We start from the raw sequence: 14,344 nt of genomic DNA on the forward strand, positions 1-14,344 counted from the left end.
GTTCGGTTATGCCTGGGCCGCTAACACACGCCGCTCCCAGGGAGTAATTTCATCAAAGAAACTGGTCAACTCCATGGTCTTCGAAGCGATGTAGCCTTCGATGAACTCGTTGCCGAACAGTTCCCTGGCCAACTGGCTACGTTTCAGACGCTCCAGGGCCGCATGCAAGGTACAGGGCAACGAAAGATTGTCCGGCACTTCGAACTCACCCTGGATGGCGGCGGTTGGCTCCAGCTCGTTCTCGATGCCATGCAAACCTGCTGCCAGGCTCGCGGCGATCGCCAGATAAGGATTGGCGTCCGCCCCCGGCAGACGATTTTCCACCCGTCGCGCCACCGGCGAGCTGGCCGGAATCCGCAGGCCGGCAGCCCGGTTGTCGTGGGACCAGCACGCATTGTTCGGCGAAGCGTAAGGATGGCACAAGCGCTGATAGGAGTTCACATTGGGGGCGAACAAGGCAGTAAAGTCGGCGAGACCAGCCTGCAGGCCGCCAATGAAATGCCGGAACATCGCCGTAGGTTGCCCGGCATCGTCACTGAAAACGTTACGGCCGCTACTTATCTCCACCAGGCTCTGGTGAATATGCATCGAGCTGCCCGGCGTGTGAGCCAAGGGTTTGGCCATGCAGACCACGATCAGGCCGTGCTTGAGCGCCACCTCCTTGAGCAGGTGCTTGAACAGGAAGGTCTGGTCCGCCAACAACAGCGGGTCACCGTGCAACAGGTTGATCTCGAACTGGCTGACGCCCATCTCGTGCATGAAGGTATCGCGGGGCAGGCCCAGGGCGGCCATGCCTTCGTAGACCTCCTTGAAGAATGGCCGCAGACCATTGTTGGAACTCACGCTGAACGCCGAATAGCCCTCCTCCCGTCGCCCATCCAGGCCGACCGGCGGCCGGAAGGGCTGCGCTGGATCGTCATTGGCCGCGAACACGAAGAACTCGAGCTCGGTGGCCACCACCGGCGCCAGGCCCAGAGCCGCATAACGCGCGATGACCTGCTTGAGCTGCCCACGAGTGGAGAGCCGCGAACTCTCGCCGCTGAGCTCATCGGCATCACAGATGGCCAGCGCCCTGGGCGTTTCGCTCCAGGGCAGGCGGTGGATCTGCCGGGGGTCGGCGTTGAGCGCCAGGTCGCCGTCGTCGCTGCCGTAGAAACGGGCTGGCGGATAACCGCCCATGATGCATTGCAGCAGCACCCCCCGGGCCATCTGCAAGCGCCGCCCTTCGAGGAACCCCTCGGCGGTCATTACCTTGCCCCGCGGCACGCCATTCAAATCCGCGGTGACACATTCGATTTCATCAATGCCCGTCAATCGCTCGGCGAGTGAACTGTGGCCATCGGTTGTCATGACTCAATCCTTGTTGTTATACGAGCCGCGAACGGCGACCCGTACAAAATACGCACCACCCGTTCAGGATTTCAAGCAGGCGCGAGTAAAATCCCCGGCGCGGCTCTTACTGGCGGGGCAAGCAGGGCGCCAGCCTTGTTACAGGTCCATGGTGCCCATCAATCAGGGCAAGGGAGTAGGCTCGACACGTCGCCTACGCCAACTGGAGGGAGCGCCCATGCTGGGAAGCCTTGCCGATATTGATTTGCGGATGCTGCGGGTGTTCTGCGCCATCGTTGACGCCGGCGGGTTCACCGCAGCCCAGGCACGGCTCAACACCAGCCTGTCACGACTGAGCGTGGTGGTCCGGGACCTTGAGGAGCGCCTGGGCTACTCCCTATGCAGGCGTGGTAGCAGCGGATTTCAGCTGACCGATCAGGGCCAGGAGCTGTTCGAGGCAGCACAGTTGCTGTTCGCCGACATCGAGCGCTTTCGCCAGCACGCCAACCGCCTCGGCCCCATCACCCGCGAGCAGTTGCAGATCGGCAGTGTCGACAGCCTGATCAGCCTGCCCTATGCCCCCCTGTCCCTGGCCCTGGGCCATTTGCGCCGACGCCTGCCCCAGGTAAGGCCGAACCTGCACCTGATGCGCCCCGACGAACTGGAACAGGCCGTGCTCGACGAACGCCTGCACCTGGCTATCGGCGCTTTCCACCATCAACTGTCGGGGTTGCACTATCAGCACCTGTTCGAGGAGGAACAGAACCTCTACTGCGCCAACGGCCATCCACTGTTCCCGCGCGCCGACGAAACACTGACCCTTGAAGAGATCTGCGCCGCCGATTATGTGAGCCGAGGCTACATGGCGGAGCACCAGCGCCCCCATGACCTGCACTTCAACCAGAGCGTCAGCGCCTACGCCATGGAGGCCATCGCCACGCTGATTTTCTCCGGCACCTACCTGGGTTACCTGCCCAGCCACTATGCTGCGGCCTGGGTGGCCAAGGGCCAACTGCGCGCCTTGCTACCCGAGCGCCTGGCCTACCGCTCGCACTTTCACTGCATCACCCGCCAGGGCCAGGAACCCAAGGTCGCACTGGCAACCTTTCTGGAATGCCTGGCCCTGGCCGGGCGGCAACTGGGCGAGGCACACCTTCAACCACTCGCGGCTCAGGGCAAGTAGAGCTTGAACAACCCGCCGCCCAGAGGGCCGCCGTTGCTGATCCGGGTGTGGCCGCACACGCCATTGCGCTGATGCAATTCGGCAATGCGCCCGGCAAAGTACAGACCCAGCCCGGTGCTGCCGCTGCTTTGATTGATGCCTTGCACATAGTCGGCCTGACGCTCGATCATCCCTTGGGGATAGCCTTCGCCATCGTCGTTGATGGACAGCACCACCTGCCCTTCCTCATCACTGACGCTGATCAGCAGGGCATGACGTGCATGGCGAATGGAATTGTTGATGCAATTGGCCAATACCGAGGCGATCAGCTCACGATCGAAGAACCCCAGGGGGCTCAGCGGATCGACTTCATAGGCGGCGGAAATGCCACGGCTCTTGAACACGTCCTGGTGGCTCACCAGTTGCGCTTCGATGAAGTCATCCAGTTCATGGTAGGCCGGCTGCAACGGCAGCTGGTTGATCCCCAGCTTGTACAGCCCCAGCAGTTGCACCAGCATGCCGTTGAGGTGGGCGAACTGATAGTCGATCACCCCCTGCTCTGGCGCATTCTGCTGCTCGGGCAAGCGCGCCAGCCACTGGGCGTGAGCCTGCATCAGCATGGCCAGGGAGTTCTTCATGTCATGTACGGTGGAGGCGATCACCGTGGAAAAGTCGAGCGCCTGTTGCTTTTCGATCATTCGCCAAACGCCTTGCTTCGCAGCTTCTGATAGCGCGGATAACGCGCGTCGGTATCGGGCATCATGCCCACCAATTTTAGGCATGCCCGGCATTCTTCCAGGAGTGCCGCGTCCGGATTGGCGTCGGCGCCGTGCAGCAGCGACTGGGCCATGTTCAGGGCAATACTGATGTTCTTCGGCTGCATGGCCAGGGCCTTGCGGAACAACTCCCGCGCTTCCACGAGGTTGCCGCTCTTGTAGCTGCGCACGCCCTGACGGTTGATATCGGCGGCGGCATTGGAAGAACTGAGGATAGTCGGGTCGTCGGTCAGCTTGGCGATGTTCTGCATGACCTTCGGATCATCACCATAGATCTCCGCACAGTTCTTGAGCATCGAAGCACCGGCACTGGCCTGCCCCAGCATCTGCAGTTGCTTGGCCACCAGCAGCGCCGCTTCGGGGCTCATGAACTGCTCCATGCCGTCCAGGCGCAGCAACGCCTGCTCGGTGAGCTTTTCCGCGGTCTCGGCATCATTGAGCAACAGGCTCGTGGCCTTCATCAGCCGCGCGCGAATCTGCAGGCCCGGGTCAGTGGGATTCTCCTTGGCCACGGCACTCAGGGTCTGGTTGATTTCCAGCCGGGTGCGCGTGTCCAGGCCCCTCTCGCTACCCTTGCTGATCAGGGCATGGGCCAGCCCGAGGTTGCTTTCCGGGTCTTTGAAACGCGACTGCGCGCCCTGGGACACCGCCTGGCGATAAGCCCGGGAGGCGCTGTCGAAGTCTTCGTTGGCCATGGCCAGCTTGCCCAGCAATGCCTGGCGTCGCACGGCCAGGGGGGACAGGCGCACCGCCTCTTCCAGCACGCTCTGGGCACGCTGGGTATCGCCTTCGGCTACCAGCACCTCCGCCAGCCCGTCGTAGAGGCCCGGCATCATCGGAAAGGCCTTCAAGGCCTTTTCATAGACCGCCTTGGCCTCGCCAACCTGTCCACGCTTGAATAGCAGGCGGCCCAGCCCGACGTAGGCCCAGGGCAGCGGCCGGTCTGCCAGGATGCTGTTGTACAGGCGCTCCAGGGCCTCGTTCTGATGCATGTCGCGCAGGGCATCGGCGCGGTAGCGCAGGCACAACGGCGCATAACGCGGGTCCTGCTTGCACAGGGCGATGCAGGCGTTGAGCACCTCCACCGGCTTGCCCCGGTCAAGGGCCTGGAGAATGGGTTTGAGCAACGTCTTGCGCTGCTGCAGGCGCTCCAGGCGCTGGGCCAGGCCGGAGCGGTTGAAAGGCTTGGTCAGGTAGGCATCGGGCTCATGCTCCAGGGCACTGAGCACCATGGCCTGGCTGCTCTCGGCGGTGACCATGAGGAACACGCTCTCATGGCTGATGAGCTTTTCCAGCATCAGGTCTTCAAGCACCTGCTGGCCGTTTTTCTTGCCGTCGCCCAGGTGATAGTCCTGGAGGATGAAGTCGTAGCGCTTCTGCGCGCACATGCGCAAGGCCTGCTCGCCCGTGTCGGCGGTGTCGACATCCTTGACGCCCAGCTCACGCAGCATCGAACGCACCGAACTGCGGAAGTCCGAGAAATCATCGACGATCAAAAAGCTCTTTTGGTGGTACGCCAGCATCGAAGATTCCAGGCAAGTAAGAAGATCAATCCAAAGACAGCAGGACCCACCCGGCTTCGCAGCCTGTTTTTGGCGCGCAGATAATAGCTGCTGGCCACGGGCTATCAAGCACTTTCCGGTCGGCCTGTGATCCAGGCCGCCACTTGGGAACACAATTGTCCACTGAGGTTATCGGCCGGATTACGCATTCCCTTATAGCCGACGGGCGGCATTTCACCGCGGACAGCACACGTCTCGACCCACCCGTGAACTCAGCCGGAAAAGAGGTCCGTTTGCACGCTCAAACCTTGGATTCTGAAACATCACCTGCTAGCGTGCTGCGCCTCACAGCCTCGATCGTTTCTTGCCGGAAATGCCCCAGCCTTGCAGAGGGTCCGCCGCGCAACCAAGGGTCCATCAGCCGCAAGCGTCACAGGCTTGCGGCCCGGGTGTCGAAGGATCGGCATGACACCCCACGGCGGTACCAACGACGAGGAAATGCCGGTCTGCCAGGCAGTGCATCACGTGATGCGCAGGTCATTATCAAATGGAGTTAACGATGGCGCATAACAGCAGTGCGATAACCGGCATTGAACTGGAACAGTTCATGGACCGCCTGGAGGCGCAACAGCAAGAGCAGGAAACCGATGCCCTGCTGGCCCAGTTGCAGGCACAACCGCTGCAGGCCGACTCCCTGGCGTCCATCGACCGCCTGCACACCCTGTGGATGCAGGCCGGCGATTCAGCGGCAGCCCGGGCCGTCATCGATCAGGATGGCAACGCTCTCGTGCAAGCCGCCCCAGAGCCAGCCCGCGCCGAGCTGATGATGAACCTGGCCATCCTGCGCCTGCGGGTCGCCAACTACCTCGATGACGAGCCAACCCTGATCGAAGTGCTCGAACAGCTCGAACAGATGGCCACGCAGACCCTGGACTTCAATGTCGAGCATTACCGCCGCTATCGGATCTTCGACGATCTGGAACGCGCCAGCTGTGAAATTGCGCTGAAAACCATCGAAGTGCGCTACGCCCTGACCTTGGGCAACCCCGCCCGCGCGGCCCTGCGTGCCTGGGATGCCGCCGATCAGTATCAACGTCGCGCCCGAGTCCTGGCCTACCACGACCGCAATGACGAAGCCCGCAGTGCAGCCCTGGAGGCGGTCAATGCCGTACGTACCGCCGGCCCGGACCAGGATATCGATGAAGGCGACTGGCTATGGTTGGGCAACTCGCTGATCGAGATCATTCCGCTGCGCCTGGCACTGTTCGAGCAACCCATCGCACAACTGACCGCTGGCCGCTCCCTGCCCCAGCGCCGCGAATGGGAGGTGCGCACTGCACGCTTGGCAGCCCGCGCCCTGCACGCCCAGGGCGACCTGGCCGGCGCCCTGAAGATCTGCAGTGCCGCGGCCCTGAGCCTGGATTCCGACGGAGGCAACAACTTCATCGAATACGAATTGCCCTGGCTGATGGAAGCTGGCCGCATCGACGAAGCCGGATTTCGCGCATTCATCGATGTCTATGACCGGCAAACCGAGCTATGGCCTGCCACCGCCCGCCTGGTACTCGATCGCCTGCAAGACCCTGATGAGCACAGTGCCTGGTGGCCGATTTGCGTGATGCGTGCCTGTATCACCGAGGACGTGCTGCAGAGCTTCCTGCAAGCACTGCCCAGCCTCGAAACCAGCAAGCCTGCCACGCCACTGCTGGCCGCCCTCTCCCTGGCCATGGAGGACCTGCAAGCTGGCGACGCGCTGTATACCGAGGCTCGTGCAGAAGCGGTGCGTCGCGCGCCCGATCACCCCTGGATCACCCGCCTGGCAGCCGTGCACGACGCTGAGCACGGCCTGATCGATGCGGCCACTGAAGCCAGCCTGCTGCAAAACGCCATCCTGGCAGGCCGCATGCAAGACAACCGCAGTGCGTTTTCGCTGTTTGCCGCTCGGATCAACAGCCAAGGGATTATCGAGGCACTCAAAGCGCCCAAGCCCGTCCTGTCCTGCGGCAAGCACGCCTACAACTACGCACTGGGCATTGAAGACCTGGCCGAAGCAGAAGCCGACAAACTGCCCCCGGACGCCCGTGACCAGGCCTATGCGTTGCTGCGCGAAGCCCAGAGAGATGCCTACGAGCAGGGCCAGGCCCATATGGAGCGCTATTTCGCCAGCGGCAGCGGCCACCCCTACGATGCCTGTGCGCACCTGTATTCCATGCTCTGCAACAACCTGGCGATCAACTACCGCTACTACAACCCGATTCGCTACGAAGACGCCATCGAACTGCATACAAGGGGCATCGCCGCCAGCCCGTTCGCCGAACACTACAACGGGCTGCTCAGTGCGCGTATCAGCCTGGAGGATCTGCCCGGCATTATCGATGCCGCAGAACAGCTTTGGCATTACTCGGCCGAGTTCGGCTACAGCCGCCACAACCCGGATGAATACGTAGCCTCGGTGGCGTACGCCCTGTACAAGCTCGATCGCGACAATGAGATCCTCATCTGGCTCGAACGCCTGCTCAAGTGGCAGGAAGAGCAAGGCGTCAGCGATCAGCAACTGGACAGCTCGGCGCTGTTTGCCCGGATTCAGGTCGCGCGCTACCTGGCCCATGCCCATCCGGACAACGCCGACAGTCTCTGGCAGCGTTACCAGCCGGCGGTACTGTCCCTGAACGAGGTCTCGGTCATGTCCGCTTCGGTGGACTTCCTCAAGGCCCGCGGGCGGACCGCCGAAGCCATTGACTACTGCGCACGCACCCTGGCCCTGTGTGCCCCGGACGACGACTACGACATCCGGTGCCGCGCCCGGATCGAGCAAATCCTGAGCGAGCTGCAAGCCCCGGCTCAACCGGCCAGCAAGAAAAACTGGTGGCAGATATGGAAATAAGCGCCGACAAGCGCAGCCCCAGCTACGCCCCGCGCAACCTGCTCAATGCCGATGAACAGAAACGCGGTATCACCCAGCGCAGCCAGCAGCGCAGGGACGAGCAAGCAGTGCAGGGTTGGCTGTTGAACCACTTCTATCGCCATCTGGTAGGCAACTTCGAACCGGCACGGCGCATCCGGTCCCTGGATGACGCCTGTACGGCCCTGGGTAGCGACTCGGTGCCGGCCTGGGTGAACGGCTATTTCGAGCGCGCTGCCAAGGCGCAATCCGAAGACCCCGCCAAAGCCCTGGCGCCCCTGGTCTGGATCGACCCGCAGGACCCGCAGCTGCTGCACCAGGAAGCCCAACTGGTGGAGTTCCTGACCTCACGCAAAGGCACGGCTCTTGAGGGCAAGCTGGATCGCATCACTTGCCCGCAAGCGCTGGCATTGTGGGAAAGGGAGCATGCACAAATGGCGGCCCGGGTCGATCAGGGATGGCGCCAGAGCTCTGCCCAAGCCCTGACCGTGACCCTTACCTGTGCCGAGCACACCTGGGTCGAACTGCGCCCGCAAAGCCCGCTGTTGCGGGCCGAGATGGCTTTTGAAAGCTACGTGATGCGCCATTGCCTCGGGCAGTTCGCCGACCGTCGGGCCCTGACCGGCGGCTACGGAGAGCGTTACGCCGAATCGGTGGAACAGCAGAGCATGCGCGTGTTCAGCCTGCGCGATGCTCAAGGCCAACCCCACATAACCGTCAGCCTGATCACCCAGGACGACGGTGCACTGACGGTGGAGCAGGTCAAAGGCAAGCAGAATCGCCCGCCCGTCGAACGTTATTTCCACGACCTGCTGCGCTTTCTCAACACCCTGGGCACCGACCAACAGACCCCGGCCGACTGCATTGCCATCGGCATAGTGCGTACCGAGGCGGGTTGGCTGCGTATCGAAGAAGTCAGCGATCCTCAAACCCAGACCCGACTGGTAGCCCGTTACCCACAGTTGTTCCGACGGCTGGAAGCCCCTTCGGCCATGGTCGAGTGGCTGGTCGCGGCACGCCAGTCCGACCTGCTGCTGGAGGTCGTGCCCCAGGCGCCGACCGTCAAGTACGCCACCCGTCACATCTTCAAGAAAAGCCCCTGGCTACCCCGTCAGGCCGAGGACCCGCAGTATCGGACCGAAGGCGTAGCCTGGTCGGATATGCCCCCATCCCTGGCCGAAGAAATCAGCACATGGCAAAACAGAAGCAGGTAATACGCAGATGATGACGGTAATTGTCGTGCTATTGGGCGCCTGGCTGGGCTGGCGTCACTTTCGCCGCCCACCGGGAACATCCCTGGTGGTTTTCACACCCCGCAAGCGCTGGGCACTGACACTGGCGCAACCCATGGTCGATGCCACCGGAATGACCGGTTTCTACGACCCCGATACCACCCACTTCATGGATCAGGCGAAAAGCACTCTGCGGGCTTCGTTGCTGCACCAGATCGGTTTTCGCAGCAACGCCACCGACGACGAAGTCTGCGCCCACCTCAACGGCACCCTGGAGCGCCAGTGGTTTCGTATTGACCTGCATGGCCTGAACCCCAGTGACGACCCGCGAGCAGCCATGGCCTTCGCCTGCGTGCGCAGTGCATTCTTTGTCCGCTGCGCCATGTTGATGAACTGGCTCGAACCTGAAACAGGGTGGCGCATCATGCTGCTCAACGCCCAGCGGGCCCAGGACTGCTTCAACGACTGGGAAGACTTCGGCAAGGCCTTCATGCTGGGCCGCCAGCAATGGATAGCCGCATTCAGGGCCGATTCCCTGGGAGCTTCATTCAATGAAACGAAGCTGAACCAGTTGCTGGCACCCGGCAGTGGAGTGTGGGCAAGCGTCGACTGGAAGGGATTGCCGGCGCTCTGCCCGGTAGCGGATTGATATTTCAGGCCCTGGCGACAAGCAGCCGAATCAGCAAAACAACGTGAGTCCTTGCACGCCGTCAAAAAACCTCACTGTGGCCCTATTCACAAGCACTTAGCCCCACGCTGGTCAGACTGTCACCAATACAAGAAAAAGAGCCCGTTATTTAACGTGCCCCTCGAATAGAAGAAATCAAAAAAGCCCCGCCCGAGCATAGCCCGGCGGGGCTTTTCTTTATTCTTTCGCACCTGGGTCCAAGAACAGATCAACCGTGCAGGGATCAGCCCAGAAAGATACGAATTAGATGGTGTCCCAGGGCAGGTTCGAACTGCCAACCTTCCCCTTAGGAGGGGGATGCTCTATCCAATTGAGCTACTGAGACAAAACAGCGAGCGCCATTGCGGCACGGCGCGAAGGACGGCGTGCATGTTAACGGCCAAGGCTGCATTTGTCATGTGATCCATAGGGCTTTTTGCAGGCTCGCCCCGCGGCTTCGATGCCGGGTCGTGCAAATTGCATCAATGCAAAAAGCCATCATTGCAAAATGCAATTCAAGAGACTTTAAAAATCAGCTCAACTTATTGTTTTTAAAGGCTTTATCGCCAGGTAAACTCTTGGCACGCAGGCTGCTTAATCAGTAGATAAACACTGAGGAGATGCCGCCCATGAATAGCACTCTGTTGCTCTTGAATGCGATTGCCATCGCCGTATTGGCGGCCTTTCACTTTCAACCTGCAGATCACGCTGCCCCTGGCGGGTCATCCTTCGCCCATTTCCAGCAACGCCTGACACCCCAGCTGGCAGTCATGAACACCCAGATTGAGCCAGGCTCAGTGACCCGGGTTACCCAGGGAAAAGCCTCGCAACAGCCAGCCGCCACACCCACTGAACGCTGGGTATTTTGAGACCGAGACTACAGGAGCCATTTATGTCCACCGCTGCCAAAAGCCTGCTTGTTCTGACGCTACTCAGCGCCATTGCCGCTGTGTTCCTGCCTGAAGAACTTGTGGGCAGCGCGCCACTGATCATCAGCGGCTCACTGTTCGGCCTGTTCCTGCTGGCGCTGCTGGCTGGCCGCAAGATCAAGTTCGACCCTGTACTGCGCTGATACCGCGCTCATGCAATATGCCTAACAGGCGTCTCAAGGTAACCTCCAATTCGGCAGAATTATCCAGGCGGATCACCCCCTCCTCATCCAGCCAGCCGGCATGGGCAAACTGTTCATTACGCTGCAGGCGCTCTTCTATCTCCGGCAGGCTTTCTCTGGCCCGCCGTAGCAAGCGACGGCGTAATACTTCGTTATCAACCGTCAGGACTATCGGAATCAGATCGGGATACCGAACTCGCGCCTTGGACAGATAGCCTCTGGACCCATTGACCAGGACATGGCGCCCCTGCGCCAACCAGCTATCGATCACCACGGGAATCCCATAACCCAGCCCATTGGCCTGCCAGAACAAAGCGAAATCCCCCCGGCCTACTCGTCTCGTGAACTCCTCGGCGGTGACCTCAATCGCCTCCTCTCCCACCGACTCGGCAGAGCGCGTGATCACCCTTCTTGCCACTTCACAGCCCAACCCACTTAAAGGCTGCCGGGCCGCGTCAATCAGGCTATCCTTGCCGGCCCCTGAAGGCCCAATCAAGTAGATCAACCTACCCGGCATGAGCGGCTGCTCCGCAGAGCACAACTAGTAAATCGGCCATTTGCCACTATCCTCTGATAGGTAGGGATTACACTTTCACCCGCATAGCATGCACCTTCGTCGGTGCACTGACACTCCCTCGGGATGGGAGAATGCGGCCAGCAATGCAGACCCGACGAACTTTTCAAACCAGTCCGCATTTCTGATAATTGGTGCTGGCATAACGCCTTTATCCAGTTCAATATTTGTCACAGAATTGACGCCAAGGATCTGGCAATTTTGAGGCATGATGCGGGCCTCTTAACAATTCAGGTTGAACATTTGGCATTCAGGCTTGTCCTAAAAGACAGCCCGCGGCCAATTCCGAGAACCGCTCCCCCTGAACTAACCGGTTAAATATATGCGCCCATTGAAACAGGCAATTTATTCCAGCCGTACGGCTGACAAGTTCGTCGTACGTCTACCCGACGGGATGCGTGAACGCATTGCCGAGGTGGCTCGCAATCATCACCGCAGCATGAACTCCGAAATCATCGCGCGCCTGGAACAGAGTCTTATTCAGGAAGGCGCCTTGGGTGAAGAGCTGAGCATGCGCCTGGACAGCCCCGAACTGTCCTTGCATGAGCGCGAACTGCTTCAACGTTTCCGCCAACTCTCACATCGCCAGCAAAACGCTTTGGTTTCGCTGATCGCCCATGACGCTGAAATGGCCGCAGACGCCACCTGATTGCATCTCGCAAGCTCAAGCCAGCCTAGTCGCTGGCTTTTTTTTGCCCCGCCAAAAGCAACGAAGCGCCATTTAGGCGCTTCGTCGGTCACCAACAGGGAACAACGGCTCAAAGCAGGAATATGGTCGCCAGGCCAAGAAAGATGAAAAAGCCACCGCTGTCGGTCATGGCGGTGATCATCACACTAGCGCCCATCGCCGGATCACGCCCCAGGCGCGCCAGGGTCATGGGGATCAGAACCCCCATCAGCGCCGCCAGCAGCAGGTTCAAGGTCATGGCAGCGGTCATGACCACCCCCAGCGACCAGCTCCCGTAGAGCATGTACGCCACAACACCGATCACCCCACCCCAGACCAGGCCATTGATCAGGGCTACTGCCAGCTCTTTACGCATCAAGCGCGAGGTGTTGCCAGTGCTCACCTGGTCCAGGGCCATTGCCCGGACAATCATGGTGATGGTCTGATTACCCGAGTTGCCACCAATACCCGCAACGATGGGCATCAGGGCCGCCAACGCCACCAGCTTTTCAATCGAGCCCTCGAACAGGCCAATCACCCGGGACGCGACAAAGGCGGTAATCAGATTGATCGCCAGCCAGGCCCAACGGTTGCGCAAGGATTTCCAGACCGAGGCGAAGATGTCTTCCTCTTCCCGCAGACCGGCCATGTTGAGGACTTCGGTCTCACTTTCCTCACGAATCAGGTCGACCATTTCGTCGATGGTCAAACGACCGATCAGCTTGTCGTTCTTGTCGACCACAGGGGCCGAAATCAGGTCATAACGCTCAAACGCCTGAGCCGCGTCGTAGGCGTCTTCATCCGGGTGAAAACTCACCGGATCACTGGCCATGACCTCGGCGACCTGCTTGTCCGGGTCATTGACCAGCAAACGTTTGATCGGCAGCACCCCTTTGAGCACGCCGTCGTAGTCCACCACGAACAGCTTGTCGGTGTGGCTTGGCAATTCTTTCAGGCGACGCAGATAACGCAGGACCACTTCCAGGCTGACATCCTCGCGGATGGTCACCATCTCGAAGTCCATCAGCGCACCGACCTGCTCCTCGTCATAGGACAGCGCGGAGCGAACGCGCTCACGCTGCTGACCGTCGAGAGCCTCCATCAGCTCATGGACGACGTCTCGCGGCAGCTCGGGGGCAAGGTCAGCAAGTTCGTCAGCGTCCATCTCCTTGGCGGCAGCCAGGAGCTCGTGATCGTCCATGTCGGCGATCAGGGTTTCACGTACGGAATCGGATACTTCGAGGAGAATGTCGCCGTCACGCTCGGCCTTGACCAACTGCCAGACGGTCAGACGCTCTTCCAGAGGCAAGGCTTCAAGGATGTAGGCGACGTCAGCAGAGTGCAGGTCATCGAGCTTGCGTTGCAACTCGACGAGGTTCTGCCGATGGACCAGGTTCTCGACCCGGTCATGATGATGGCCTTCCTGACGGTGTGTCAGGTCTTCAACCACCCGCTGGCGCTGCAGCAGCTCAACGACTTGAGCCAGGCGGTCTTGCAGGCTTTCCTGCGTTTTCTTTACTTCTACTTCGGTCATAGGCGAACTCCACTCCCAGCAGAGGAGCACGCCGGAAGGATCAATCAGTCAGTTCATGATTGTTAAAACGGGATACTGAGTAACTACTGGGTAAGTCCATGGAGGTATTCCACAAGCCCCGGCGGGGCTGACGGGCGCAATCATACACCGCTTGACGGTTTTAAACGTTAAAAAATCGCGGCAAGAACAAGCGCTTGCGGCATAAAGCTGAGCAACGTCCGAATCTATGAGACTGCGACGCCTCGACAGAAAAAGAAAACACACAGCACAGGAAAAAAGTCCGGGAGACAGGCTCACAGGCAGTGCATTCGACTTCCGCCGGGCAAAGCCGTTCCAGCCCTGGAGGGCAAAAGAAATAAAGGAGGATAATAAAAGGCAGAAAGCAAAAAGCCCGCATCTTTCGATGCGGGCTTCCTGATGTATGGTGCACTCGACAGGATTCGAACCTGTGACCGCTCGGTTCGTAGCCGAGTACTCTATCCAGCTGAGCTACGAGTGCATTTTGTGTTTTTAGACCAGACCACAACTGGTTGAAGCCAAGTCAACTACATTACTGCAGCTAACTCTTAAATGGTGCACTCGACAGGATTCGAACCTGTGACCGCTCGGTTCGTAGCCGAGTACTCTATCCAGCTGAGCTACGAGTGCATTTGTTGCCGCGCATTATAGGCCGTTAAATCTTTTTGTAAAGCACTTTTTCTAGTAATTTCAACAACTTACAGAAGAAGCCAGATTACAACGTACTAAGCAAATAATGGCGGAGAACGGGGGATTCGAACCCCCGACACCCTTTTGAGGTGTACTCCCTTAGCAGGGGAGCGCCTTCGGCCACTCGGCCAGCTCTCCGCAACACGGGGCGTATATTAACCAGCTTTCTCCCCGTTTGCA

At 60.0% G+C, this 14,344-nt stretch carries 11 protein-coding genes and 4 tRNA genes; 6 read left to right on the top strand and 9 right to left on the bottom strand.

Going from position 1 to position 14,344, the window contains the following annotated elements; translation table 11 throughout:
• Positions 1 to 6: 6 nt before the first annotated feature.
• A complete protein-coding gene (locus tag KCG88_RS08900; RefSeq protein ID WP_210712435.1) occupies positions 7 to 1,248 on the bottom strand; it encodes a glutamine synthetase family protein in 1,242 nt (413 codons plus the stop codon).
• A 319-nt stretch (positions 1,249 to 1,567) separates the two neighbouring features.
• On the opposite strand from KCG88_RS08900, the gene KCG88_RS08905 reads away from it, so the two are divergent.
• A complete protein-coding gene (locus KCG88_RS08905) occupies positions 1,568 to 2,512 on the top strand; it encodes a LysR family transcriptional regulator (RefSeq protein ID WP_210712246.1) in 945 nt (314 codons plus the stop codon).
• Here KCG88_RS08905 and KCG88_RS08910 read toward each other — a convergent pair.
• Both KCG88_RS08910 and KCG88_RS08915 read right to left on the bottom strand, forming a co-directional pair.
• Entirely contained in the window at positions 2,500 to 3,189 is a 690-nt protein-coding gene (locus tag KCG88_RS08910; RefSeq protein WP_011062753.1) for a HAMP domain-containing sensor histidine kinase, read from the bottom strand. The two genes, KCG88_RS08905 and KCG88_RS08910, sit on opposite strands and share 13 nt — an antisense overlap.
• The gene (locus KCG88_RS08915; RefSeq protein ID WP_047288526.1) at positions 3,186 to 4,790 is read right to left on the bottom strand and encodes a tetratricopeptide repeat-containing response regulator; all 1,605 of its coding nucleotides are present in this window, start codon (positions 4,788 to 4,790) and stop codon (positions 3,186 to 3,188) included. The genes KCG88_RS08910 and KCG88_RS08915 overlap by 4 nt, the downstream gene beginning before the upstream one ends.
• Positions 4,791 to 5,328: 538 nt before the next feature.
• On the opposite strand from KCG88_RS08915, the gene KCG88_RS08920 reads away from it, so the two are divergent.
• The 3 genes from KCG88_RS08920 to KCG88_RS08930 are packed head-to-tail and all read left to right on the top strand — an operon-like array spanning position 5,329 to position 9,552.
• Entirely contained in the window at positions 5,329 to 7,653 is a 2,325-nt protein-coding gene (locus KCG88_RS08920) for a hypothetical protein (RefSeq protein WP_210712247.1), read from the top strand.
• Positions 7,644 to 8,885, top strand: a complete 1,242-nt coding sequence (locus KCG88_RS08925) for a hypothetical protein (protein ID WP_210712248.1) — start codon at positions 7,644 to 7,646, stop codon at positions 8,883 to 8,885. The genes KCG88_RS08920 and KCG88_RS08925 overlap by 10 nt, the downstream gene beginning before the upstream one ends.
• Positions 8,886 to 8,892: 7 nt before the next feature.
• Positions 8,893 to 9,552, top strand: a complete 660-nt coding sequence (locus tag KCG88_RS08930; RefSeq protein WP_210712249.1) for a DUF1266 domain-containing protein — start codon at positions 8,893 to 8,895, stop codon at positions 9,550 to 9,552.
• Between the two features lie 287 nt (positions 9,553 to 9,839).
• Here the strand turns inward: KCG88_RS08930 and KCG88_RS08935 are convergent.
• Positions 9,840 to 9,916 (bottom strand) — tRNA-Arg (locus tag KCG88_RS08935).
• A 546-nt stretch (positions 9,917 to 10,462) separates the two neighbouring features.
• On the opposite strand from KCG88_RS08935, the gene KCG88_RS08940 reads away from it, so the two are divergent.
• Positions 10,463 to 10,642, top strand: coding sequence for a PA3371 family protein (locus tag KCG88_RS08940; protein WP_047288536.1), 180 nt, complete (start codon positions 10,463 to 10,465; stop codon positions 10,640 to 10,642).
• Here KCG88_RS08940 and phnN read toward each other — a convergent pair.
• Positions 10,617 to 11,198: a phosphonate metabolism protein/1,5-bisphosphokinase (PRPP-forming) PhnN gene (phnN, locus tag KCG88_RS08945; RefSeq protein WP_210712250.1), complete on the bottom strand. Its 582-nt coding sequence runs from the start codon at positions 11,196 to 11,198 to the stop codon at positions 10,617 to 10,619. The genes KCG88_RS08940 and phnN overlap by 26 nt on opposite strands.
• 379 nt (positions 11,199 to 11,577) lie before the next feature.
• Here phnN and KCG88_RS08950 point away from each other — a divergent pair, with 379 nt between their 5' ends.
• Positions 11,578 to 11,904, top strand: coding sequence for an Arc family DNA-binding protein (locus KCG88_RS08950; protein ID WP_003204761.1), 327 nt, complete (start codon positions 11,578 to 11,580; stop codon positions 11,902 to 11,904).
• Positions 11,905 to 12,013: 109 nt separating this feature from the next.
• Here the strand turns inward: KCG88_RS08950 and mgtE are convergent, their stop codons facing one another.
• The 4 genes from mgtE to KCG88_RS08970 form a co-directional block, all read right to left on the bottom strand.
• Entirely contained in the window at positions 12,014 to 13,456 is a 1,443-nt protein-coding gene (gene mgtE / locus KCG88_RS08955) for a magnesium transporter (protein ID WP_011062760.1), read from the bottom strand.
• A 422-nt stretch (positions 13,457 to 13,878) separates the two neighbouring features.
• Positions 13,879 to 13,955: transfer RNA gene (locus tag KCG88_RS08960), tRNA-Arg, on the bottom strand.
• 72 nt (positions 13,956 to 14,027) lie between these two features.
• Positions 14,028 to 14,104: transfer RNA gene (locus tag KCG88_RS08965), tRNA-Arg, on the bottom strand.
• A 107-nt stretch (positions 14,105 to 14,211) separates the two neighbouring features.
• Positions 14,212 to 14,302 (bottom strand) — tRNA-Ser (locus tag KCG88_RS08970).
• Positions 14,303 to 14,344 lie beyond the last annotated feature (42 nt).

This window comes from Pseudomonas sp. MWU349, from assembly GCF_017947325.1.
Lineage (GTDB): Bacteria > Pseudomonadota > Gammaproteobacteria > Pseudomonadales > Pseudomonadaceae > Aquipseudomonas > Aquipseudomonas protegens.

Coding starts and splice junctions, on each gene's coding strand:
- KCG88_RS08905 (WP_210712246.1), top strand. CDS start 1,568: ATGCTGGGAAGCCTTGCCGATATTGATTTGCGGATGCTGCGGGTGTTC.
- KCG88_RS08915 (WP_047288526.1), bottom strand. CDS start 4,790: ATGCTGGCGTACCACCAAAAGAGCTTTTTGATCGTCGATGATTTCTCG.
- KCG88_RS08940 (WP_047288536.1), top strand. CDS start 10,463: ATGTCCACCGCTGCCAAAAGCCTGCTTGTTCTGACGCTACTCAGCGCC.
- KCG88_RS08950 (WP_003204761.1), top strand. CDS start 11,578: ATGCGCCCATTGAAACAGGCAATTTATTCCAGCCGTACGGCTGACAAG.
- KCG88_RS08925 (WP_210712248.1), top strand. CDS start 7,644: ATGGAAATAAGCGCCGACAAGCGCAGCCCCAGCTACGCCCCGCGCAAC.
- KCG88_RS08930 (WP_210712249.1), top strand. CDS start 8,893: ATGATGACGGTAATTGTCGTGCTATTGGGCGCCTGGCTGGGCTGGCGT.
- KCG88_RS08920 (WP_210712247.1), top strand. CDS start 5,329: ATGGCGCATAACAGCAGTGCGATAACCGGCATTGAACTGGAACAGTTC.
- phnN (WP_210712250.1), bottom strand. CDS start 11,198: ATGCCGGGTAGGTTGATCTACTTGATTGGGCCTTCAGGGGCCGGCAAG.
- mgtE (WP_011062760.1), bottom strand. CDS start 13,456: ATGACCGAAGTAGAAGTAAAGAAAACGCAGGAAAGCCTGCAAGACCGC.
- KCG88_RS08910 (WP_011062753.1), bottom strand. CDS start 3,189: ATGATCGAAAAGCAACAGGCGCTCGACTTTTCCACGGTGATCGCCTCC.
- KCG88_RS08900 (WP_210712435.1), bottom strand. CDS start 1,248: ATGACCGCCGAGGGGTTCCTCGAAGGGCGGCGCTTGCAGATGGCCCGG.